Annotated in this window: 17 protein-coding genes; 10 read left to right on the top strand and 7 right to left on the bottom strand. The window is 69.8% G+C overall.

Annotated features, from left to right (window positions below; genetic code table 11):
• Window positions 1-193: 193 nt before the first annotated feature.
• Window positions 194-2,485: a beta-xylosidase/alpha-l-arabinosidase gene (locus tag QSK25_RS03470; RefSeq protein WP_285632455.1), complete on the bottom strand. Its 2,292-nt coding sequence runs from the start codon at window positions 2,483-2,485 to the stop codon at window positions 194-196.
• A 10-nt stretch (window positions 2,486-2,495) separates the two neighbouring features.
• Window positions 2,496-3,509, bottom strand: coding sequence for a LacI family DNA-binding transcriptional regulator (locus QSK25_RS03475; RefSeq protein WP_285632458.1), 1,014 nt, complete (start codon window positions 3,507-3,509; stop codon window positions 2,496-2,498).
• 122 nt (window positions 3,510-3,631) lie between these two features.
• On the opposite strand from QSK25_RS03475, the gene QSK25_RS03480 reads away from it, so the two are divergent.
• Genes QSK25_RS03480 through QSK25_RS03500 form a run of 5 tightly spaced genes read left to right on the top strand, consistent with a single transcriptional unit; the run spans window position 3,632 to window position 9,241 of the window.
• Window positions 3,632-4,909, top strand: a complete 1,278-nt coding sequence (locus QSK25_RS03480; protein ID WP_285632461.1) for an extracellular solute-binding protein — start codon at window positions 3,632-3,634, stop codon at window positions 4,907-4,909.
• Entirely contained in the window at window positions 4,909-5,880 is a 972-nt protein-coding gene (locus tag QSK25_RS03485; RefSeq protein WP_285632464.1) for a carbohydrate ABC transporter permease, read from the top strand. The genes QSK25_RS03480 and QSK25_RS03485 overlap by 1 nt, the downstream gene beginning before the upstream one ends.
• A 1-nt stretch (window position 5,881) precedes the next feature.
• Window positions 5,882-6,697 carry a carbohydrate ABC transporter permease gene (locus QSK25_RS03490; protein ID WP_285632467.1) on the top strand — a complete coding sequence of 272 codons (816 nt, stop codon included), beginning with the start codon at window positions 5,882-5,884 and terminating at the stop codon, window positions 6,695-6,697.
• A 4-nt stretch (window positions 6,698-6,701) separates the two neighbouring features.
• Window positions 6,702-7,697, top strand: a complete 996-nt coding sequence (locus tag QSK25_RS03495) for an endo-1,4-beta-xylanase (RefSeq protein WP_285632470.1) — start codon at window positions 6,702-6,704, stop codon at window positions 7,695-7,697.
• Window positions 7,698-7,711: 14 nt separating this feature from the next.
• The gene (locus tag QSK25_RS03500; RefSeq protein WP_285632473.1) at window positions 7,712-9,241 is read left to right on the top strand and encodes a glycoside hydrolase family 43 protein; all 1,530 of its coding nucleotides are present in this window, start codon (window positions 7,712-7,714) and stop codon (window positions 9,239-9,241) included.
• A gap of 48 nt (window positions 9,242-9,289) precedes the next feature.
• Here QSK25_RS03500 and QSK25_RS03505 read toward each other — a convergent pair whose 3' ends face one another.
• The 5 genes from QSK25_RS03505 to QSK25_RS03525 all read right to left on the bottom strand — a co-directional run bounded on the left by QSK25_RS03505 (window position 9,290) and on the right by QSK25_RS03525 (window position 14,848).
• Window positions 9,290-10,111 (bottom strand): expansin EXLX1 family cellulose-binding protein, encoded by an 822-nt coding sequence (locus QSK25_RS03505; protein ID WP_285632476.1) that lies wholly within the window; start codon window positions 10,109-10,111, stop codon window positions 9,290-9,292.
• Window positions 10,108-11,064, bottom strand: a complete 957-nt coding sequence (gene yjfF / locus QSK25_RS03510) for a galactofuranose ABC transporter, permease protein YjfF (RefSeq protein ID WP_285632479.1) — start codon at window positions 11,062-11,064, stop codon at window positions 10,108-10,110. The genes QSK25_RS03505 and yjfF overlap by 4 nt, the downstream gene beginning before the upstream one ends.
• Window positions 11,061-12,041, bottom strand: a complete 981-nt coding sequence (locus QSK25_RS03515; protein WP_285632483.1) for an ABC transporter permease — start codon at window positions 12,039-12,041, stop codon at window positions 11,061-11,063. The genes yjfF and QSK25_RS03515 overlap by 4 nt, the downstream gene beginning before the upstream one ends.
• Window positions 12,038-13,567, bottom strand: a complete 1,530-nt coding sequence (locus QSK25_RS03520) for a sugar ABC transporter ATP-binding protein (protein WP_285632486.1) — start codon at window positions 13,565-13,567, stop codon at window positions 12,038-12,040. The genes QSK25_RS03515 and QSK25_RS03520 overlap by 4 nt, the downstream gene beginning before the upstream one ends.
• A 312-nt stretch (window positions 13,568-13,879) precedes the next feature.
• A complete protein-coding gene (locus QSK25_RS03525) occupies window positions 13,880-14,848 on the bottom strand; it encodes an ABC transporter substrate-binding protein (RefSeq protein ID WP_285632489.1) in 969 nt (322 codons plus the stop codon).
• A 164-nt stretch (window positions 14,849-15,012) separates the two neighbouring features.
• Here QSK25_RS03525 and QSK25_RS03530 point away from each other — a divergent pair, with 164 nt between their 5' ends.
• From QSK25_RS03530 to QSK25_RS03550, 5 genes are all read left to right on the top strand, one after another.
• Window positions 15,013-17,481 carry an alpha-L-arabinofuranosidase family protein gene (locus QSK25_RS03530; RefSeq protein ID WP_285632492.1) on the top strand — a complete coding sequence of 823 codons (2,469 nt, stop codon included), beginning with the start codon at window positions 15,013-15,015 and terminating at the stop codon, window positions 17,479-17,481.
• Window positions 17,478-18,911, top strand: a complete 1,434-nt coding sequence (locus QSK25_RS03535; RefSeq protein ID WP_285632495.1) for a family 43 glycosylhydrolase — start codon at window positions 17,478-17,480, stop codon at window positions 18,909-18,911. Before QSK25_RS03530 ends, QSK25_RS03535 begins: the two co-directional genes overlap by 4 nt.
• Window positions 18,912-19,020: 109 nt before the next feature.
• Window positions 19,021-20,007: a LacI family DNA-binding transcriptional regulator gene (locus QSK25_RS03540; protein WP_502881802.1), complete on the top strand. Its 987-nt coding sequence runs from the start codon at window positions 19,021-19,023 to the stop codon at window positions 20,005-20,007.
• A 173-nt stretch (window positions 20,008-20,180) separates the two neighbouring features.
• Window positions 20,181-21,854, top strand: coding sequence for a ribulokinase (araB, locus tag QSK25_RS03545; protein WP_285633005.1), 1,674 nt, complete (start codon window positions 20,181-20,183; stop codon window positions 21,852-21,854).
• Entirely contained in the window at window positions 21,854-22,507 is a 654-nt protein-coding gene (locus tag QSK25_RS03550; protein ID WP_285632501.1) for an L-ribulose-5-phosphate 4-epimerase, read from the top strand. Before araB ends, QSK25_RS03550 begins: the two co-directional genes overlap by 1 nt.
• Window positions 22,508-22,515 lie beyond the last annotated feature (8 nt).

Here is a 22,515-nt window from a genome sequence, read left to right on the forward strand (position 1 = left end):
AACCCGCAGGACACGGCCTGTGCACTCGACCGGAAGTCCTGTCCGTGGTCGCGCCGTTTCACGAGCGCGTTTCACGTTGCCGGAGTGCACGCGGGGAGCTTTCGTTCGCGTGGACCGCACGCGAGGGCCCCGCGTGCGGCAGGAGAACGTGAGAAGGGCTCGGGTGGTGCGGACGGGACTGGCGGGCGGTTGCTCAGGAGAACTCGGGTGTCGTCACCCGATCGAACCCGACCCGCCGCGCGGGTCCGGTCATCGAGAGCTTCAGCGCGGTGTGGATCGTCGCGCTCGACGTGCCGACGTGCAGTTCGACGTCACCGGGATCGACCTGGCGGTGACCCGCGCGGCCGGTGTAGGAGGTGAGGTCGGCGTGCAGCCGGGCCGTGACCGTCCTGGTCTGACCGGGTTCGAGGTCCACCTTCAGGGCGCCGATCAGCTGCCGGACCGGCCGCGCGACCTCCGCCACCGGGTCGTGCAGGTAGATCTGGACGACCTCGGAAGTCGCGACGTCCATGTCGTTGCGCAGGACCACGTGCACGCGGGCGAAGCCGTCGGTCGGCCACTCGCGTTCCTCACAACCGGCGGTCACCCAGGTGGCCGGCGCGTAGGACAGCCCGTGCCCGAACGGGAACAGCGGCGTCGGGTCCACCGAGCTGACCTCGGTGCGCGCGGCCAGCGGGGCCGCGAGGTACGTCGAGGGCTGGCTCGACCCGGTGCCGGGGAAGCTGACCGGCAGCCGGCCCGACGGGTTGACCCGTCCACTGAGGACATCCGCGAGCGCCCGCCCGCCCTCCTGGCCGGGGTAGAAGCCGCAGACGACGGCGGCGAGGCGGTCGATCTGCCGGGACAGGTCGTAGGGCCTGCCCGAGAGCAGCACGAGCACGACCGGCATGCCGGTGCCGAGCACCGCGTCGAGCAGTTCCTCCTGCCGGCCGGGCAGCGTCAGGTCCGCCACGTCGCAGCCCTCGCCGGACGTGCCGTTGCCGAACAGGCCCGCCTGGTCGCCGAGCACGACCACGCAGACGTCCGCCTGGCGGGCCGCCTCGACGGCCTCGGCGATCTCGTCGTCGGTGCCGCCGACCACGGGACAGCCGCGTGCGAATACCACGTCGTGGTCCTCGCGCAACGCCTCCAGCACGGTGGTGACCTCGATGCCCATCTCGACGTCCGGGTGGTGCACGCCGACGTGCAGCGGGAACGAGTAGCAGCCCATCATCGCGCCGGGCTCGTTCGCGCGCGGGCCCACGACGGCCAGCCTGCGCCCGGACATCGGCAGCACGCCGTCGTTGTGCAGCAACACGATCGAACGTTCCGCGACCTCGCGGGCGAGCGCGCGGGACTCGGCGTCGTCCAAATCGAGGTCCGCGGCGGGCGCGGGGGAGTAGTCGGGGTCGAGCAGGCCCAGTTCGACCTTCTGGGTCAGCACGCGGATCAGCGCCCGGTCGACCAGCGCCGCGTCCACGCGGTCGAAGTACATGCCCTCCAGCAGCGGTTCACCGAAGCAGTCCACAGTGGGCAGCTCGACGTCGATCCCCGCCGTCAGCGCCAGCGCGGCCGCGTCCTCGCGACCGGCCGCGACGTTGTGCAGCTTGTGCAGGAACGCCACCGAGAAGTAGTCCGACACCACGGTCCCGGTGAAGCCGTACTCGTCGCGCAGCCGGTCCGTGAGCAGGGAGGTGTCGGCGGCGGCGGGTACGCCGTCGTTGTCGGCGTAGGAGTTCATGACCGAGCGCGCACCGGCCCGCAGCGCCATCTCGAACGGCGGCAGGACGACGTCAGCGAACTCGCGCGGCCCGATCGAGACGGGCGCGTGGTTGCGCCCGGCCCGGGAGGCCGAGTAGCCCGCGAAGTGCTTGAGCGTGGAGACGATCCCCGCCGACTCGAGACCCGTCACGTAGGCGGCGCCGATCGTGCCGACCAGGTGCGGGTCCTCGCCGATGGTCTCCTCGACCCGGCCCCACCGCAGGTCGCGGGTGACGTCGAGGACAGGGGCCAGGCCCTGGTGGATGCCGAGCCGCCGCATCGAGCCGCCGAACCGCTCGGCCATGCGCCGCACCAGGTCCGGTTCGAACGTCGCGCCCCAGCACAACGGTGACGGGTAGACGGTCGCCTGCCAGGCGGCCAGCCCCGTGAGGCACTCCTCGTGCGCGATCGCGGGAATCCCGAACCGGCTCGACTCGATGATCTGCCGCTGAGTGCGGGCGAGCGTGCGCGCGCCGACCTCCGGTGCGATCGGCCGGGTGCCGAAGACGCGGGTGAGCTGGCCGAGGCCGTGCCGGGTCAGCTCGTCGAAGTCCTGCGGTGCCACCGCGAACTCGTGCTGGTGCGGTGCCATCTCACCGGCGGCGTCGATGCCTGCCCAGATCCCTTGCAGCTGGGCGATCTTCTCCTGCGGCGTCATGCGCGCGACGAGGTCGCGCACTCGATCGGCCACGGGGGCGTGCGGGTTGCGCCAGACCTCGTCCGGCGTGGTGGCTTCTGTCGTCACAGGAACAACCTCAGGGTGTCGGTGGACGTGTCGACTGCCGGACGACCAGTTCGGTGCCCAGGGTGATGTGGGTGTCGGCGGGTTCCTCGCCGTTGATGAGCCGCACCAGCAACTCGAGCGCCTGGTGGCCCATCTCGCGTATCGGCTGCTGCACCGTCGTGATCGGCGGTGTGCACAGCGCGGACTCGGGGATGTTGTCGAAACCGACCACCGACAGGTCCTCCGGCACCCGCAGGCCGAGCTCGCGGGCGGCCTCGATGGCCGCGATGGCGGTGGTGTCGTTGGCGGCGAAGATCGCGGTCGGGCGGTCGGGACCGGCCAGCAGTTCCCTGGCGGACGCGGCGGCCACGCCGGCGTCGTAGTCACCCCTGCGGACCAGGTCCTCGTCGACCGCGACACCCGCGCTGGCGAGCGCGCCGCGGTAGCCGGTCTCGCGTTGCTGCGCGGACTTCAGGTCCGCGCGACCGGTCAGCATCGCGATCCTGCGGTGCCCCAGCGCGAGCAGGTGCTCGGTCGCGAGCCGGCCGCCGTGGAGGTTGTCGGAGTCGACCGTCGGCAGTGCCGCGCGGCCGGTGTGCGGGTCGACGGCCACGACCGGGGTGCCGGGAATGCCCTCGAGGTCGACCGCGGGCGTCACCAGCACGGCGCCGTCGACCAGCGTGCCGCTCAACCTGGTGAGGTAGCGCAGTTCCCAGCCCGTCGGATCACCGGTCCTGCCTCCCGCCGAGTACACGACGAGTTCGAACCCGGTGCCGCGGATGGCGTCCGCCGCGCCCTTGAGCAGTTCGGTGCTGAACGGCTCGATGTCGGCGACGAGGATCCCGATGACGTTCGTGCGGCGGTTGCGCAGGCTCTGCGCGACGAGGCTCGCCTCGTACCCCAGATCCTTGATCACGGCCGTGACCCGCGCGAACGTGTCGGGCGAGACGCCGTAACGGTTGTTGAGGACCTTGGACACGGTGGCTACCGAGACGCCTGCCTGAGCGGCGACGTCCCTGATCGTGACGCGAGAACGAGGGGGCACCCGGCCAGGCTAGCCGTGTAAAACGTTATCGACAACGATTGACACGAGGTGGGTTCACGCGGGAGTCTCTGGCCCCAACACAGGCAGTCCAACTCGGCCGACGTCGTCAGGAGTGGACCCCCATGCGTTCCAGAAAGCCCCTTGCTCTGTTCGCCGCCGCGGCGTTCGTGCTGGCCGGGTGCAGCGGCGGCGGCGGTGACGCCTCCACCGACGGACCCGTCACGCTCACGTGGTGGCACAACCGGACCACCGAACCGATGAAGTCGAAGTGGCAGCAGATCGCCGACGACTTCACCAAGAGCCACCCGAACACGAAGTTCACGATCGAACCGCTGCAGAACGAGCAGTTCCAGACGAAGGTGCCGCTCGCGTTGCAGGGCAACACCCCGCCGGACCTCTTCCAGCAGTGGGGTGGCGGCGCTCTCGCCGACCAGATCAAGTCCGGGAAGATCGCCGACATCAGTCAGGCCTCCTCCGGCTGGATCGGCCCGCTGGCCAAGAACGCCGACGGCTGGAAGGTCGGCGGCAAGCAGTACGGTGCCCCGTACCTGATGCACGCGGTCGGGTTCTGGTACCGCAAGGACGTGTTCGCCAACGCCGGAATCACCACGCCACCGACCACTGTGGACGAACTGAACGCGGCGGTGACCAAGCTGAAGACCGCTGGTGTCACACCGATCGCCCTCGGCGGCAAGGACCGCTGGCCGGACGCGTTCTACTGGGCGTACTTCGCGGTGCGCCAGTGCTCGGTCGACACGCTGAAGAAGGCGGTCGAGAAGACCGAGCTCACCGACCCGTGCTTCCTCAAGGCGGGCGAGAACCTCAAGAGCTTCCTGGACACGAAACCGTTCCAGGACGGGTTCGTCGGGACGCCCGCTCAGCAGGGGGCGGGCAGCTCGGCGGGCCTGGTGGCCAACGGCAAGGCCGCCATGGAACTGCAGGGCGACTGGAACCCGGACGTCATGCAGGCGCTGACCGAGGACAAGGAACTCGGCTCGAAGATCGGCTGGTTCCCGTTCCCGAGCGTTCCGGGCGGTCAGGGCGATCCGAGCGTGCTGCTCGGTGGCGGTGACGGCTTCTCCTGCACCACCCGCGCGGCCACGGCGTGCGCGGAGTTCCTCGGCCACCTGGTCGGCGACGACGTGCAGAAGATCCTCGCCGAGACCAACTCCGGTCTGCCGGTGACCCCGGCGGGCGTGGCCGCGCTCAAGAGCGAACCGCACAAGGCGATCGCCGAGGTCATGACCAAGGCGTCGCACGTCCAGCTCTACTTCGACACCGCCTTCCCGACGAAGGTCGGTCAGGCCCTGAACGACGCCATCGCGAACTTCTTCGCGGGCCAGGGCGGACCGGACACGATCGTGAAATCGGTGAGTGAAGCAGCTGCCGGGAACAAGTGATGAGTGCCGCGATCACCACGCGGCCGCCGACCGCCCCCGTGCCGCACGCGCCAGCGGCCGGGGGCACCCGGCGGCGGTCCCGCCTGCGCACCCGACTCGAACTCGCCTTGCTGCTGGTACCGGCACTGGTGCTGTTCGCCGGGTTCGTGCTCATCCCCATCGGCGTCGCCGGCTACTACAGCCTCTACTCGTGGAACGGCTTCGGCCCGATCACGGACTTCGTGGGGCTGGACAACTACGTCGACGCCTTCTCCGGTGAGGTCTTCCAGGGTGCCATCGGGCACAACCTGATCATCGCGGTGCTGTCCATCGTCGTGCAGCTGCCGTTGAGCATCGGCCTCGCGTTGCTGCTCAACAGGAAGCTGCGCGGCCGGACGTTCCTGCGCATGGTCGTCTTCGCACCGTACGTGCTGTCCGAGGCCGTGACCGCGGTGATCTGGCTGCTGATGCTGCAACCCGGCGGGTTCGTCGACGAGGTGCTGCGCGGCGTCGGTCTCGGCGGTCTGGTGCAGCTGTGGCTCGCCGACCAGTCGATCGTGCTCTACACGTTGTTCCTCGTGATCACGTGGAAGTACATCGGGTTCGGCGTGATCCTGCTGCTCGCCGGTCTGCAGGGCGTGCCGCCGGAGCTGCGCGAGGCCGCGGCGCTGGACGGCGCGAGCGCCTGGCAGATCACCCGGCACGTCGTGCTCCCGTTGCTGGGACCGACGATCCGGGTGTGGATCTTCCTGTCGGTGATCGGGTCGTTGCAGCTGTTCGACCTGGTCTGGATCATGACCCTGGGCGGGCCGGCCAACGCCTCGACGACGATGGCGACCTACCTGGTCGACCACGGATTCAAGCGCTACGAGTTCGGCTTCGGCAGCGCGGTCGCGGTGATCCTGTTCATCATCTGCTTCCTGTTCGCGTTGCTGTACCAGAGGTTCGCTCTGCGTCGCGACACCGAGGGCGCGTTGACGGGGGTGCGCTGAGATGTCACGTCGTAACGCTGTCGGCTACCTCGCCGCGTTCGCCGTCATCGGTGTGACGGTGGTGCCGCTGCTGTTCGTGGTGCTGGGCGGTTTCCGGACCACGGCGCAGATCAACGCCTCACCGGCCGGGTTGCCCGGCCCGTTCGTGTGGGACAACTACGCGGAGGTGGCGGGCTCGCCGGTGTTCTGGCGGCTGCTGGGCAACAGCGCGCTGATCGCGGTGATCGCGACGACCTTGGCGGTCGTGCTGGGCGCGATGGCGGCGTTCGCGTTGTCCCGCTACCGGTTCTGGGGGCGTGAGGGGGTCTACACCCTGTTCACGCTCGGCCTGCTGTTCCCGCTGGGCGTGGCGACGCTGCCGCTGTACCTGTGGCTGCGTCAGCTGGGGTTGCTGGAGAACCCGCTCGGCGTCGCGATCCCGGAGGCGGCGTTCTCGCTGCCGGTGACGATCGTGATCCTGCGGCCGTTCATGAACGCGATCCCCGGCGAGCTGGAGGACGCGGCGTTGCTCGACGGCGCCGCCAAACTCGGGTTCTTCTGGCGGATCCTGCTGCCGCTCTCGCGGCCGGCGCTGATCACGGTGTCCGTGCTCGCGTTCGTGACCAGCTGGAACTTCTACCTGTTGCCGTTGCTGGTGTTCAACGACTCCACCAACTTCACCCTCCCGCTCGGGGTGGCGATGTTCCAGTCCGAGCACACCCAGGACACCGCGAAGGTGCTCGCCTTCACGGCGTTGTCCATGATTCCCGCGCTCGCGTTCTTCGTGCTCGCCGAACGCCGGATGGTCGGCGGACTGACCGGCTCCGTGAAGGGATGAGACCGTGCGAACCCGATTAGCCGTTGGTCTTGCGCTGCTCGTGGTGCTGGTGCAGTCGGCGCCCGCGTCGGCCGCGCGTCCGTTGAAGGACGTGACGAAGAGGTACGTGGGCAGCGCGGTGGCCGTCCAGCACCTCGAGGCCGAGGCCGACTACCGGAAGGTGCTGACGCGGGAGTTCGACAGCGTCACGCCCGAGAACGAGATGAAGTGGGGCACCGTCGAGGCGGTGCGCGGCCAGTACGACTGGTCCGGCGCCGACGCGATCGTCGACTACGCCCGGCGGACCGGCAAGTCCGTGCGCGGCCACACGCTGGTGTGGCACAGCCAGTTGCCCGACTGGGTCGCCGGGCTCGAGGCGGCCGAACTGCGGAAAGTCGTCAAGAACCACGTCTTCACCGAGGCCGGCCGGTACCGCGGCAAGATCCGCGCGTGGGACGTCGTGAACGAGGCGTTCAACGAGGACGGCACGCGGCGGCCGACGGTGTTCCAGGAGAAGCTCGGCGACGACTACATCGCCGACGCGTTCCGCTGGGCGCACCGGGCCGACCCGAAGGCCAAGCTGTACATCAACGACTACAACATCGAGGGGCTCAACCCCAAGAGCGACGCGACGTACGAGTTGGTGCGCAAGCTGAAGAAGCAGGGCGTGCCGATCCACGGCGTCGGCATCCAGGGGCACCTGTCGTTGCTGTACGGGTTCCCGTCCGGGATGAAGGAGAACATCGCCCGGTTCGCGGCGCTCGGCGTGGACGTGGCGATCACCGAGGCCGACGTGCGCATCCCGGTGCCGGTGACGCCGGAGAAGCTGGAAGCGCAGGCCGACTACTTCGAGCAGGTCTGGGACGCGTGCCACGCCGTGCGGCGGTGCGTCGAGTTCACCACCTGGGGCTTCACCGACCGGCACTCGTGGGTGCCCGGCGTGTTCCCCGGTGAGGACGCGGCCTGCCTGTTCGACGTGGACCTCCGCCCCAAGCCCGCCTACACCCGGCTCAACCCGTAACGGAGAGCGTCCACTTGGGACAGTTTCGGAACCCGGTCCTGCCCGGCTCGCACCCCGATCCGTCGGTGTGCCGGGCGGGATCGGACTACTACCTGGTCACGTCGACGTTCGAGTACTTTCCGGGGTTGCCGCTCTACCACAGCCGCGACCTCGTGCACTGGCGCCTGCTCGGGCACGTGCTGGACCGGCCCTCGCAGCTGCCGTTGCAGGGCGTGCGGCCGTCCGGAGGCCTGTACGCGCCGACCATCCGGCACCACGACGGGACGTTCTACGTGGTGTGCACGCTGGTCGACGGCGTGCAGCGCAGCGGCAACTTCGTGGTGACGGCTCAGGACCCGGCCGGTCCGTGGTCGGAACCGCACTGGCTGCCCGAGGCGGACGGCTTCGACCCGTCGCTGTTCTTCGACGACGGCCGTGCGTGGTGGACCGCGACGCGCGAGGTGCCCGGCGGGTCGCCCGGGCAGACCGAGGTGTGGCTGCGCGAGTTCGACCCGGTGGGGTTGCGGCTGGTCGGCGACGAGCACGTGCTGTGGACCGGTGCGATGCGCGACTCGGTGTGGCTCGAAGCCCCGCACCTGTACGAAGTGGACGGACGCTACGTGCTGCTGTGCGCGGAGGGCGGCACGGACTTCGAGCACTCGGTGGTCGTGGCGACCGCGGACGCGGTCACCGGCCCGTACCGGAGCTCACCGCTGAACCCGGTGCTGACCCACCGCCACCTCGGCCGCGACCACCCGATCGCCGCCGCCGGGCACGCCGACCTCGTCCGGACGCAACGCGGGGAGTGGTTCGCCGTCCTGCTCGCGACCCGGCCGTACGGCGGGTACGTCTACAACCTGGGGCGCGAGACGTTCCTCGTGCCGGTGAGGTGGGAGGCGGGCGGACCGGTCTTCAGCCCCGGCACCGGTCGCGTCGAGATGACCTACGACCTGCCGGACCTGCCGCCGTACCCGTGGCCGGACCCCGGCGACGACTTCAGCGCGCTCGACCCCGCGTGGATGGTCCTGCGCACGCCGGACGAGAGGTTCTGGTCCGTCGTCGACGGCCGCCTCCGGATGCGGCTGCGCCCGGACTCGATCACGGGTCTGGGCACGCCGAGCGCGGTCTTCCGGCGGCAGCAGCACCAGAGCTTCCGCGTGTCCTGCTCGGTGGACTTCGCGCCTGCGGGCCCGTCCGAGGTGGCGGGACTGGTGTTGTGGCAGAACAACGACCACCACGTGCGGCTCCTGCTCGGTGCCGGGCGTGAGGTCAGCCTGGTGCGGCGCTCGGCCGGACGTGAAGAGGTGCTCGCCGCCGTCACGGTGGGGGAGGGCCTGGTGCGGCTGTGCTTCGAGGCTTCGGGGCAGGAGCACCGGGCGTTCGCGGCCACCGGTGACGGCGAGTGGCAGCAGGTGGGGGAGTCGTTCGACGGCCGGATGCTCAGCACCCAGGCGGCGGGCGGGTTCACCGGCGTCCACATCGGACTGCTCGCGTCCGGCGAGGGGGTCGAGAGCTCGTCCACCGCGGACTTCGTCAGCTTCGTGTATCGCGGTCAGGAGGGGTGACCGCGGGTGGAGGTGGTCCCGGGCGCGGGATCACCTCCACCACTCGACCTACCCGGCGCGCCGGAACTGGAGGTTCGTGGCCTGGACGACGTCGGGCCGCACCGGGAGGGCGTCGACGACCAGGCGTTCGCCGTGGACGTCGGTGATCGCGATCGGCCCGCCGCACCCGGCACCGTCCTCGGCGAGGAAGTAGTTGTACTCGGCGCGTCCGAGCCGCCGCCACTGCCCGCCCACCAGCACCTCGAGCCGTACCACGGGGTTGCGGTGGTCGAGTACCTGGACGGCGCACCAGTACCGGCTCGACCCCGACTTGTAGCGCAGCGCGATCTTCTTCGGCGTCTCCGGGCTCACGAGCGTCCAGGTCACCGGGATCTCGCCCCGGACCGGCGGCGCGAGCTGGGCGAAGGCCTCCGCGCTGAGGTCGAGCTGACCCGGCCTGCACGGCGCGGGGCACAGGTTCGTGACCCGCACGGTGATCCGCTTCCCGCCCGACTCGACCAGCAGGTGCGCGCCGCAGGCGGCCGAGCCCTCGTAGTCCGTCTCGTTCATGGCGGCGGTCAGCGGGTCGGGACCGGGGTCGTAGGAACAGGCTCCGCCGCCGTCGGAGTCGTAGAACGTCGCCACCCCGCTGCGGGGCTCGCCGGGCTTGATCTTCCCGGCCGGCGGAGCCGGGGGAGTGGACGGGCTCGGGGTCGGGGGTGGGACAGTCGTGGTGACGGCAGTGGTGGGAACGGTCGTGGTGGTGCCGGGCGTGGTCGCAGCGGCGGCGGGAGTGCCCGCGACGCTCTCGCCGTCACGCAGCACCACCACGCCGACGACCGCGCCCACCAGGGCGACCAGCACGACCAGCAGCGGGAGGGTCCGTCTCACCGCCGAACCATAGTCCGCTGCACCGCGATGAACACCAGCAGCAGCACACCGATCACGATCTTCGTCCACCACGAGCTGAGCGTGCCCTGGAACGAGATCAGCGTCTGGATCGTGCCGAGCACCAGCACCCCGGCGAGGCCGCCGAGCACGTACCCGACCCCGCCCGCGAGCAACGTCCCGCCGATCACCACGGCGGCGATGGCGTCGAGTTCCATGCCCACCGCGTGCAGGCCGTACCCGGACAGCATGTAGAGGCTGAACAGCAGCCCGGCCAGGGACGAGCAGAGGCCGCTGATCACGTAGACGCCGACCTTCACGCGCGCGGCGGGCAGGCCCATGAGCAGCGCGGACGACTCGTTGCCGCCCACCGCGTAGACCGTGCGGCCGAAGCGGGTGCGGTGCAGCACGTACATCGCGGCGGCCACGACCAGCAACGCGATCACGACGTTGTAGGTGATGGTCACGCCGCCGGGCAGTTCGATGGCGGCCGTGGCGACGTCGCGGAACGTCCTGTCCTTGATGGACACCGACTCCACGCTGATCAGGAAGCACAGGCCGCGGGCGAGGAACATGCCGGCGAGCGTCACGATGAACGGCTGGACGTCGAACTTGTGGATCACCAGGCCCATCAGCAGCCCGAGCGTGGCGCCGATCAGCAGCACCGCGAGGACGACCAGCGGCACCGGCCAGCCCGCGCGCAGGCCCGAGGCGGTGACCATGGTCGACAGCGCGACGACCGAACCCACGGACAGGTCGATGCCGCCGCTGAGGATCACGAACGTCATGCCGGCGGCGAGCACGATCAGGAAGGCGTTGTCGATGAACAGGTTCGCGACGACCTGGCCGGACGCGAAGCCGTCGTAGCGGGCCGAACCGATGCCGAACGCCAGGACGAACAACCCGACGGTGGCCAGCACGGGCAGGAACCGCGACGGCGGGGCGAGAGTGGTCATGACACGGCCACCTTCCGGAAGCTGAACGCGGCGCGGGCTTTCGGCGCCTGGACCAGGCACACGGCGATGACGACGACGGCCTTGAACACCAGCGTCACCTCCGGGGCGACGCCGATCGTGTAGACGGTGGTGGTGAGGGTCTGGATGATCAACGCGCCGAGCAGCGTGCCGGTCAGCGAGTAGCGGCCGCCGGCGAGCGAGGTGCCCCCGATGACCACGGCGAGGATGGCGTCCATCTCGATCCACAGCCCGGCGTTGTTGGCGTCGGCCGCGCTGACGTTGGAGCTGATCATCAGACCGGCGATGCCCGCGCACACGGCGGCGAACACGTAGACGGTCCAGATGATCGTCCTGGTGCGCACCCCGGCCAGGCGCGACGCCTGGGGGTTCACGCCGACGGCCTCGATCAGCATCCCGAGCGCGGTCTTCCTGGTCGCGAGCGCCACCAGGCCGAGCACGAGCAGACTGATCAGGATCGCGGTCGGCAGCACCACGAACCCGGCACCGACCTGGCGGTACGCCGAGTTGTTGACCGTGACGATCTGGCCTTCGGTCACGAGCATCGCGATGCCCCGGCCGGCCGTCATCAGCACCAGGGTCGCGATGATCGGCTGGATGCCGAGCCCGGCCACCAGGAAGCCGTTCCACAGCCCGAGGACCGCGCACAGCACCAGTGCGAGCGCCATGCCGGCGAACGCCGTGCCCGCGCTCCCGGACCCTCCGATGTGGACGCACGTCACGGCGCCCGCGATGGCCGCCACCGCGCCGACGGACAGGTCGATGCCGCGGGTGGCGATGACGAGCGTCATGCCCAGCGCGATCAGGAGCGTCGGCGCGCCGTTCTTCAGCACGTCGACCAGGCCGCCGTAGAGGTGGCCGTCCTGCATCCGCAACGTGAAGAACGACGGGGTGAACACGAGGTTGAGCACCAGCAGGGCGCCGAGCGCGATCAGTGGCCACAGCAGCCGGTTCTTCACGAGACCACCTTCTCCGGTGCGGCTCCGCCCGCGATCAGTTCCACGACCTCGTCGATCCCGGTCGACCCGTCGAGTTCGGCGATCTTGCGGCGGTCGCGCAGCACGACGATCCGGTCCGCGATCCGCACGACCTCCTCCAGTTCCGCCGAGATGAACAGCACGGCGGTGCCCTCGGCGGCGAGCGTGGTGACGAGTTGCTGGATCTGCGCCTTCGCGCCGACGTCGATGCCCCTGGTCGGTTCGTCCAGGATCAGCAGCCGCGGTTCGGTGACGAGCCAGCGCGCCAGCAGCACCTTCTGCTGGTTGCCGCCGGAGAGCGTGCGCACCAGCGCGTCCGGGTTCGCGGGCCGGATGTCCAGTGCCTTCAGGTACTTCTCGACGAGCTGGTCCTTGGTGCGGCGCGGCAGCGGGCGGGTCCAGCCTCTGGCCGCCTGCATCGCGAGCACGAGGTTGTCGCGGATCGAGAGGTCCGCGACCAGGCCCTCGCCCTTGCGGTCCTCGGAGCTGAACGCGATGCCCGCCGCGATCGCCGACCTCGGTCCGCGGAGCTTGAGCTGCCTGCCGTCCACGAGGAGCCGGCCGGAGTCCGCGCGATCGGCGCCGAACAGCAGCCGCGCCAGTTCGGTGCGGCCGGAGCCCAGCAGACCGGCGAGGCCGACGACCTCGCCCGCGCGGACGTCGAGGTCGAACGGCTCGATCGCGCCGCGGCGTCCGAGGCCTTCCGCCTGCAGCAACACCGGGCCGTGGGACGTGCGTTGCTCCGCCGCGTCCTCGATCGCCTCCAGCGCGCCGAGGTCGCGGCCGATCATCTGCGCGATCAGGGTGCGCCGGTCGACGTCCGCGGTGAGGTGCTCGCCGACGAGGGCTCCGTTGCGCAGCACGGTCATCCGGTCGGAGATCTCGTAGACCTGGTCGAGGAAGTGCGACACGAACAGGATCGCGACGCCCTCGTCACGCAGCACCCGCATGATCCGGAACAGTTCCGCGACCTCGCCCGCGTCGAGGCTCGACGTCGGTTCGTCGAGCACGAGCACCCGGCAGTCGACCGCGATCGCGCGGGCGATCGCGACCAGCTGCTGCACCGCGATCGGGTGTTCGCCGAGGCTCGACGCCGGATCGACGTGCACGCCGATGCGCGCCAGCACCTCCGCGGCCCGCCGCCGCATCGCCGGGAAGTCGATGCCCCCGAACCGGCGGGGTTCGCGGCCCAGCAGGATGTTCTCCGCGACCGTGAGGTTCGCGCAGAGGTTGACCTCCTGGTACACCGTGCTGATCCCGGCGTGCTGGGCCTCGCCGGGGGAGGAGAACGCGACCTCCTCGCCCGCGAGCGCGACCTGCCCGGCGTCGGGGCGGTGCACGCCGGTCAGCGTCTTGATCAGGGTGGACTTCCCGGCGCCGTTCTCGCCCATGAGGGCGTGCACCTCACCGGGGAACAGCCGGAAGTCGACTTCCTGCAACGCCTTCACGCCGGGAAACGCGAGGCTGATGCCCCGCATCTCGACGACGGGCGGCGGCGACTCGGTCATGGGCCCTGGCTTTCGTCGCTGGGAACCGCGGGGCCCGTCACCCGGATGCGCGTCCATGACGGGTCCCGCGGGGCTTTGTGAGCTTGCTCAGTGCTGGTGGGTGCGGCTGCCGGAGGCTGCTGTGCCCACCAGCACTGACGCGGTTGGTTTGTAGGGATTGGCTCAGTGCTGGTGGGTGTAGCTGCCGGAGGCTGTGTGCCCGCCGGCACCGAGGCGGTTGGCTTGGAGGAGCCAACTCAGTGCCGGCGGGTGTGGCTGCCGGAAGCTGTCGCACCCACCAGCACTGATGCGGTTCGCGTGTGGGAGATCGGCTCAGTACTGGCGGGTCGGCAGCGCCGCCTTGGCCTGCTCCTGCGTGAACGTGCCCTCCTCGGTCACGACCCGCGCCGGCACGTCCTCGCCCGCCACGACCTTCTTCGCGAGGTCCATCAGCTGCTTGCCCAGCAACGGGTTGCACTCGACGATGAAGTTGATCTCGCCGTTCGCGAGCGCCTGCATGCCGTCCTTGACGGCGTCCACCGTGATGATCTTGATGTCCTTGCCGGGCACCTTGCCCGCGGCCTTGATCGCCTCGATCGCGCCCAGGCCCATGTCGTCGTTGTGCGCGTACACCACGTCGATCTTCGGCTGGGACTTGAGGAACGCCTCCATGACCTGCTTGCCGCCGGAGCGGGTGAAGTCACCGGACTGCGACGCGACGACCTTGATGTCGGGCTTGGAGGCGATCTTCTCCTCGAAGCCCTTCTTGCGGTCGATCGCGGGCGCCGCGCCCGTGGTTCCCTGCAGTTCCACCACGTTCGTCGGGCCGGTGGCGTTGGCCACCATCCAGTCGCCCGCCTTGCGGCCCTCCTCGACGAAGTCCGACCCGAGGAACGTCTTGTACAGCGACGTGTCGTCGGAGTCGATCGAGCGGTCGGTGAGGATCACGGGGATGTTGGCGCGCTTGGCCTCCAGCAGCACGGTGTCCCAGCCGGTCTCGACGACCGGGCTGAACGCGATCACCGACACCTTCTGCTGGATGTAGGAGCGGATCGCCTTGATCTGGTTCTCCTGCTTCTGCTGCGCGTCGGAGAACTTCAGGTCGATTCCGGCGGCCTTGGCCTCGTCCTGGACCGACTTGGTGTTGGCGGTGCGCCAGCCGCTCTCGGCGCCCACCTGGGCGAAGCCCATCGTGATGGTGTCACCGGACGAGCCGGTGCTCGCACCGCCGCCTCCCGAACCACACGCGGTGAGCGCGCTCAGCAGGACCACGCTGGCGACGGTCGTGATCTTCTTCAGCACTTGGGGTTCCTCCGGAGGGACGACGGTGTCTCGGAGCTCGACCGCGTGTCCGCGGCTGTCAGGTGGACAAGAGTGAACGCTCACAACTGCCGCGTCAAGGGGTTGCCCGTAACGAGTACGCAGCCCTATGTTAACGCTCACTTCCGAGCTTGGGAGGAACCTCTGTGTCCCGCAAGCACGTACTGCTGAGCGCTGCTCTCGCGGCAAGCCTCCTGGTCGCCGTTCCCGGCTCCGGCGCGGCCGCCGAGACCGACTACACCCTCAAGATCGACGCCACCGGACGTGGCCCTTCGATCGACGACTCGATGTACGGCGTCTTCTTCGAGGACATCAACCGGGCCGCGGACGGCGGCCTGTACGCCGAGCTGGTGCAGAACCGCTCGTTCGAGTACGACCCCGCCGACAACGCGAGTTACCACGGCCTGACCTCGTGGGCGCCGCACAGCGGCACGGTGGACGTCGTCGACGACGCCGGCCGCATGAACGAGCGCAACCGCCGGTACCTGCGGCTGGGCCTGCCCGCCGGAGTCATCAACTCCGGCTACAACAGCGGGATCGCGGTCCAGAGCGGCCAGCGCTACGACTTCTCGGTGTGGGCGCGCGCCGGCCAGGCGACGCAGCTCACCGCGACGATCACCGATCCCGCCGGTGCCGCGCTGGGCGATCCCGTCCGCGTCCAGGTCCGCGGCGACGGCTGGACCCGGTACACCGGCACGATCCGTGCCCGCCAGACCAGCACCACCGGCAGGCTCCTGGTGACCGGCGGCGGGACCGGGACCCTGAACCTCGACATGATCTCGCTGATGCCCCAGGACACGTTCCAGGGCCACGGCCTGCGACGCGACCTGGCCGAGAAGATCGCCGCGCTCAAGCCCGGCTTCGTCCGGTTCCCGGGCGGCTGCCTGGTCAACACCGGCAGCCACCACGGCTACGAGGCGCCGAACTTCGAGCGCCGCCGTTCGTACCAGTGGAAGGACACCATCGGACCGGTCGAGCAGCGCGCCACGAACTCGAACTTCTGGGGCTACAACCAGTCCTACGGGCTCGGCTACTTCGAGTACTTCCAGTTCTCCGAGGACATCGGCGCCATGCCGCTGCCCGTCGTGCCCGCGCTGGTCACCGGCTGCGGCCAGAACCGCGCCACCGACGACCCCGTGCTGCTGCAACGGCACATCCAGGACACGCTCGACCTGATCGAGTTCGCGAACGGTTCCGCCGACTCGACCTGGGGCCGCAAGCGTGCGGACATGGGCCACCCCAAGCCGTTCAAGCTCACCCACCTGGCCGTGGGCAACGAGGAGAACCTGCCCGACGAGTTCATGGTGCGCTTCGTCCGGTTCCGCGACGCGATCAACGCGAAGTACCCGGAGATCACCGTCGTCAGCAACTCGGGCCCCGACGACACCGGCGGCACGTTCGACCGGCTGTGGCAGCTCAACCGGCAGGCCGGCGTGAAGATGATCGACGAGCACTACTACAACAGCCCGAGCTGGTTCCTGGAGAACAACAACCGCTACGACAGCTACGACCGCAACGGTCCCAAGGTGTTCCTCGGCGAGTACGCCTCGCAGGACAACAGGTTCTACAACGCGTTGAGCGAGGCGGCGTTCATGACGGGCCTCGAACGCAACGCCGACGTCGTCAAGCTCGCGTCGTACGCGCCGTTGCTGGCCAACGAGGACTACGTGCAATGGCGCCCGGACATGATCTGGTTCAACAACCACGCGTCGTGGGGCTCGGCGAGCTACGAGACGCAGAAGCTCTTCATGACGAACGTGGGCGATCACGTGGTGCCGAGCACCGCGTCCGCCACGCCGTCGACGCAGGCACCCATCACCGGCGCGATCGGCCTCTCCACCTGGGCGACCGCCGCGAGCTACGACGATGTGAACGTGACCGACGCGGCCGGGCAGACGGTGTTCAGCGACGACTTCTCCGGCACCGATTCGAGGTGGACCAAGTCCGGTCGCGGCACCTGGAACGTCGTCGACGGCGCGTACGTCCAGTCCGACGCGGCCGCCGAGGACACCCTCGTCACCGCGGGGGACAGGACCTGGCGCGACTACACGCTGAACGTCAAGGCCACCAAGCAGTCCGGCCGCGAAGGCTTTCTCGTCGCGTTCGGCGTGCAGGACACCGGCAACTACTACTGGTGGAACCTCGGCGGCTGGAACAACACCCAGTCGGCGGTGGAGAAGGCCGTCGGCGGTGGCAAGAACACGTTGCTGACCAACGGCACCCGCATCGACACCGGCCGCACCTACGACGTGCGGGTCGAGGTGCGCGGCCGGCACGTCGCGCTGTTCCTCGACGGTCAGAAGTGGGGCGAGTTCACCGACGACAAGGCCGCCGAGCCGTTCCGCCAGGTCGTCACCCGCGACCTCGCCACCGGTGAGCTGATCGTCAAGGTGGTCAACGCCCAGCCCGACGCCGCTCGCACGCGGATCGACCTCGGCGTGCCGGTGGCCTCGACAGCGCGCGCGACCGTGCTGCAGGGCCGTCCCGACGACGTGAACACCGAGTTCACCCAGCCGATCCGCGCCGTCGCGTCGCAGGTCCGGGTCGCGAGCAGCTTCACGCACACGTTCCCGCCCCACTCCGTCACGTTCCTCCGGATCAGGAGCCGCTCGTGATCACCCGCCGAACCCTCCTGGCCTCCGGCGGCGTGCTCGCCGCCGGCACCGCCCTGACGTCCGCCGCGCCCGCTGCCGCCGCCGACACCCCGGTGGAGCTGCCGACCCGCAACCCCCTCGTCGAGCAACGCGCCGACCCGTTCATCACGCCACCGACCGACGGCATGTACTACCTGACCGGGTCCGTGCCCGAGTACGACCGGGTGGTGATCCGGGGAGCGTCCACACTGGACGGTCTGACGGCGGCGCGGGAACGCACCATCTGGCGGCGTCCCGAGTCCGGGCGGATGGGCGGCTACATCTGGGCGCCGGAACTGCACCGGATCGACGGCAGGTGGTACGTCTACTTCGCCGCCGGGGACAAGGACGAACCGTTCCGCATCCGCACCTACGTGCTGGAGTCGTCGAACGCCGACCCGCGCGAGAGCGGCTGGGTGCTGCGCGGGCAGATGGTGACGGCATGGGACACGTTCACACTGGACGCGACCACGTTCGCGCACCGCGGCAAGCGGTACTTCCTGTGGGCGCAGAGCGAACCCGGCATCGCCACGAACTCGAACCTCTACATCGCCGAGATGGCCTCACCGCTGGCGTTGAAGAGCGCGCCGGTGCGGATCGCCGTGCCGACGTTGTCCTGGGAGGTCCAGGGCTTCAAGGTGAACGAGGGACCGGCGGTGCTGATCCGCAACGGCCGGGTGTTCGTGACGTACTCCGCGAGCGCCACCGACGCGCGGTACTGCATGGGCCTGCTGACCGCCGATGAGAACGCGAACCTGCTGGACGCCCGGTCGTGGACCAAGTCGCCCGCGCCGGTGTTCACGACGTCCGCGGCGACGTCGCAGTACGGGCCGGGGCACAACTCGTTCACGACCGTGGGCTCGACGGACGTGCTCGTCTACCACGCGCGCGATTACCGCGACATCGTCGGTGATCCGCTGTTCGACCCGAACCGGCACACCCGCGTGCAGCGGCTGCACTGGAACGCGGACGGCACACCGTCGTTCGGCGTGCCGGTCGGCCACGGCGGACCGGTCACGCGGTTGTCGCCTTTGGACGCACCGTCACTCGTGGTACGACATTACGAGTACCGGTTGCGGGTGGACGGAGCCGTCCGCGAACTCGGTGACACGCAGTTCCGCTTCGTGCCTGGGTTCCTGGGCGCCAGCACGGTCGCGGTGCAGTCGGTGAACTTCCCCGACCGGTACGTGCGCGTGGACGGCGACGCCCTGCGCATCGACCCGTTCGAGGACACCGACGGCTACGGGCGCGCGGCGAGCTTCGTCCGCGTACCGGGACTGGCGGACGGCGCGGCGGTCTCGCTGCGTGTCGGAACGGACACATATCTCGCTCACGACAATGGCCGGATGGTGTTGTCACGGCCCGGGAATGACCGGGACGCGCGACGACGTGCCACATTCCGCCTCGAATGAGTGGAGAATGAGCACTGCATCGAAGCCGACCTGGTGTTATCGCTAACATCAGCGGCGCAGATCAAAGGATCGGAGACCGCTCGTGGAGAAGACCTCGCGTGACCCCGCGATGACCGATGTCGCACGACTCGCCGGGGTGTCGCACCAGACGGTCTCGCGTGTGCTCAACAACCACCCGAACGTCCGCGAGCAGACCAGGTTGCGCGTTCAGGCGGCCATCAAGGAACTCGATTACCGGCCCAACCGCGCTGCGCGTGCGCTCGTCACCGGCAAGTCGCAGCTCATCGGTGTGGTGGCGCAGAACTCGTCGCTCTACGGCCCGGCCTCGCTGCTGTCCGCCTTCGAGGAGGCGGCGGCACAGGCCGGGTTCGCGGTCAGCGTGGGCAGGGTGAAGGTGCTCGACCGCGACTCGATCGCCGCCGCCGTGGAACGGCACCGCGACCAGCGCGTGGCGGGCATCGTGGTGATCGCGCCGAACTCCTCGGCCGCCGACGCCCTGGCCGACGTGCCGGCGGGGGTCCCGCTGGTGACCGTGGACGGCGACCCGGACCGCCCGACCCCGCTCGTCACCGTCGACCAGGCCCTGGGCGCGTTCGAGGCGACGAAGCACCTGATCGCCTACGGGCACGAGACGGTCTGGCACGTGTCGGGACCTGCCGACTGGTTCGACGCCGCGGGCAGGGTGGAGGGCTGGAAGGCCGCCCTGGACACCGTCGGCGCCGAGCTCCCGCCCGTCGTGGCCGCCGACTGGAGCGCTGCCTCCGGGTTCCGGGCCGGGCAGATGCTGGCCAGGATGCCCGAGGTCACGGCCGTGTTCTGCTCCAACGACCACCTCGCACTGGGCGTGCTGCGGGCGATGAGCGAGCGCGGCAGGCGGGTGCCGCACGACGTCAGCGTGGTCGGCTTCGACGACGTGCCCGAGGCCGCGTACTTCATCCCGCCGCTCACGACCGTGCGCCCGGACTTCGCCGCGGTGGCGCACGAGACGCTCGGGTTGCTGCTCGAGCAGGTCAGCGACGGGGAGACCGCACAGCCGCAGCGCACGGTCGCGCCGACGCTGGTGAAGCGCGAGAGCGTCGGGCCGCCGCCCAAGTAGCCGCCGGGGGACCGGCACGTCACATCCCTGTGGGCCTCGCGCGGGCTGCCGCACGGGCCTCGTTGTCGTGCGCTCACCTCAGACACATTTCGCGCGCTCCCAACGAAATCACGATGTATCGGGCACATCTTGACTCGCGGAATGTTAGCGATAACACTCAGGTCGTGACTGACATGACGATCGACCGGGACGCGTGTGTGGTGGGTGTCGACTTCGGCACGCTGTCCGGTCGCGCCGTGGTCGTGCGGGTCCGCGACGGGGCCGAGCTGGGCACCGCTGTGCACGACTACCGCCACGGCGTGGTGGACCAGGTGCTGCCCACCACCGGCAGGCCGTTGCCGCCGGAGTGGGCGTTGCAGGTCCCGGCCGACTACGTCGACGTCCTGCGGACCGCCGTCCCGCAGGCGGTCGAGGCGGCCGGGATCCACGCCGGCCAGGTGATCGGTATCGGCACCGACTTCACCGCGTGCACGATGGTGCCGGTCACCGACGACGGCACGCCGTTGTGCGAGCTGGCGGAGTTCGCGCAGGAGCCCCACGCGTACGTGAAGCTCTGGCGCCACCACGCCGCCCAGCCGCAGGCGGACCGGATCAACGCGCTCGCCCGGCAGCGCAAGGAACCCTGGCTCGCGCGCTACGGCGGTCTCATCTCCTCGGAGTGGGAGTTCGCCAAGGGGTTGCAGCTGCTGGAGGAGGCACCCGAGGTCTACGCGGCCACCGCGCACTGGGTCGAGGCGGCCGACTGGATCATCTGGCAGCTCAGCGGCACGTACACCCGCAACGCCTGCACGGCCGGCTACAAGGGCATCCACCAGGACGGCGGCTACCCGAGCGAGGAGTTCCTCGCCGAGCTCAACCCGGCGTTCGCGAAGTTCGTCGCGGACAAGCTCGACCACCCGCTGTCCGCGCTGGGCGCCAAAGCGGGAACGCTCACGAAGCAGGCTGCCGAGTGGACCGGGCTGCCCGAAGGCATCGCGGTCGCGGTCGGCAACGTCGACGCGCACGTCACCGCGCCCGCCGCGCAGGCCGTCGAGCCCGGCCAGATGGTCGCGATCATGGGCACCTCCACCTGCCACGTGATGAGCGGCGCCGAGCTGAGCGAGGTGCCGGGCATGTGCGGCGTCGTCGACGGCGGCATCGTGCCGGGACTCTGGGGCTACGAGGCCGGGCAGAGCGGCGTCGGCGACATCTTCGCGTGGTTCCTGCGCAACCAGGTGCCGCCCGCCTACCACGAGCAGGCCCACGAACGCGGCATCGACGTGCACGAGCTGCTCTCGGAACTGGCCTCGGCCCAGGAGGTCGGCGAGCACGGGCTCGTCGCGCTCGACTGGCACAGCGGCAACAGGTCCGTGCTGGTCGACCACGAACTGTCCGGTGTCGTGGTCGGGCAGACCCTGGCCACCAAGGCCGAGGACGTCTACCGCGCGTTGCTGGAGGCAACGGCGTTCGGCACCCGCGTCATCGTGGACACGTTCACCAAGTCGGGTGTTCCGGTCACCGAGCTCGTGATCGCGGGAGGGCTCACCAAGAACGCCCTGCTCATGCAGATCTACGCCGACGTCGTGAACCTGCCGCTGTCGGTGATCGGCTCGGCGCAGGGGCCCGCGCTCGGGTCCGCGATGCACGCCGCCGTCGCCGCCGGTGCGCACGGGGACATCCGCGAGGCCGCCGCGGCGATGGGATCGGTGCGCCGCAACGTCTACCTGCCCCAGGAGAAGAACGTCGAGGCGTACCAACGGCTCTTCGCCGACTACCTGGAGCTGCACGACTACTTCGGTCGCGGTGCCAACGATGTCATGCACCGGCTGCGCGGCTACCGGCGTGCCGCCCTGGAGGGGAAGAGCTGATGTCACCCACGGCAGAGCTGCGCCGCACGGTCGCCGACCTGCACCGCGAGCTGACCCGCTACGAACTCGTGAGCTGGACCGCGGGCAACGTGTCGGCCAGGGTGCCCGGCCACGAGCTGATGGTGATCAAGCCCTCCGGGGTGTCCTACGACGAACTCGGGCCGCACGCCATGGTCGTGACGGACCTGCACGGCAAGCTCGTCGAAGGCGAACTCGCGCCGTCCAGCGACACGGCGGCGCACGCGTACGTGTACCGCCACATGCCCGACGTCGGCGGAGTCGTGCACACGCATTCTCCTTACGCCACAGCGTGGGCGGCGCGCGGTGAGCCGATCCCGTGCGTGCTCACGATGATCGCGGACGAGTTCGGCGGCGACATCCCCGTCGGCCCGTTCGCGCTGATCGGCGACGACTCGATCGGCAAGGGCATCGTCGACACCCTCAGCACCAGCAGGTCGAAGGCCGTGCTGATGCGCAACCACGGCCCGTTCACCGTCGGCGCGACCGCCGTCAAGGCGGTGAAGGCCGCGGTGCTGCTCGAGGACGTCGCCCGCACCGTCCACTTCGCACTCCAGCTCGGCACGCCCGACGTGATCGATCCGCAGCACGTCGACCGGCTCTACGAGCGCTACCAGAACGTTTACGGCCAGTGAGCCCAGAA

Source organism: Lentzea sp. NBRC 102530 (assembly GCF_030269365.1).
Taxonomy (GTDB): domain Bacteria; phylum Actinomycetota; class Actinomycetes; order Mycobacteriales; family Pseudonocardiaceae; genus Lentzea.

Coding starts and splice junctions, on each gene's coding strand:
- yjfF (WP_285632479.1), bottom strand. CDS start 11,064: ATGACCACTCTCGCCCCGCCGTCGCGGTTCCTGCCCGTGCTGGCCACC.
- QSK25_RS03490 (WP_285632467.1), top strand. CDS start 5,882: ATGTCACGTCGTAACGCTGTCGGCTACCTCGCCGCGTTCGCCGTCATC.
- QSK25_RS03520 (WP_285632486.1), bottom strand. CDS start 13,567: ATGACCGAGTCGCCGCCGCCCGTCGTCGAGATGCGGGGCATCAGCCTC.
- QSK25_RS03480 (WP_285632461.1), top strand. CDS start 3,632: ATGCGTTCCAGAAAGCCCCTTGCTCTGTTCGCCGCCGCGGCGTTCGTG.
- QSK25_RS03550 (WP_285632501.1), top strand. CDS start 21,854: ATGTCACCCACGGCAGAGCTGCGCCGCACGGTCGCCGACCTGCACCGC.
- QSK25_RS03485 (WP_285632464.1), top strand. CDS start 4,909: ATGAGTGCCGCGATCACCACGCGGCCGCCGACCGCCCCCGTGCCGCAC.
- QSK25_RS03540 (WP_502881802.1), top strand. CDS start 19,021: ATGACCGATGTCGCACGACTCGCCGGGGTGTCGCACCAGACGGTCTCG.
- araB (WP_285633005.1), top strand. CDS start 20,181: ATGACGATCGACCGGGACGCGTGTGTGGTGGGTGTCGACTTCGGCACG.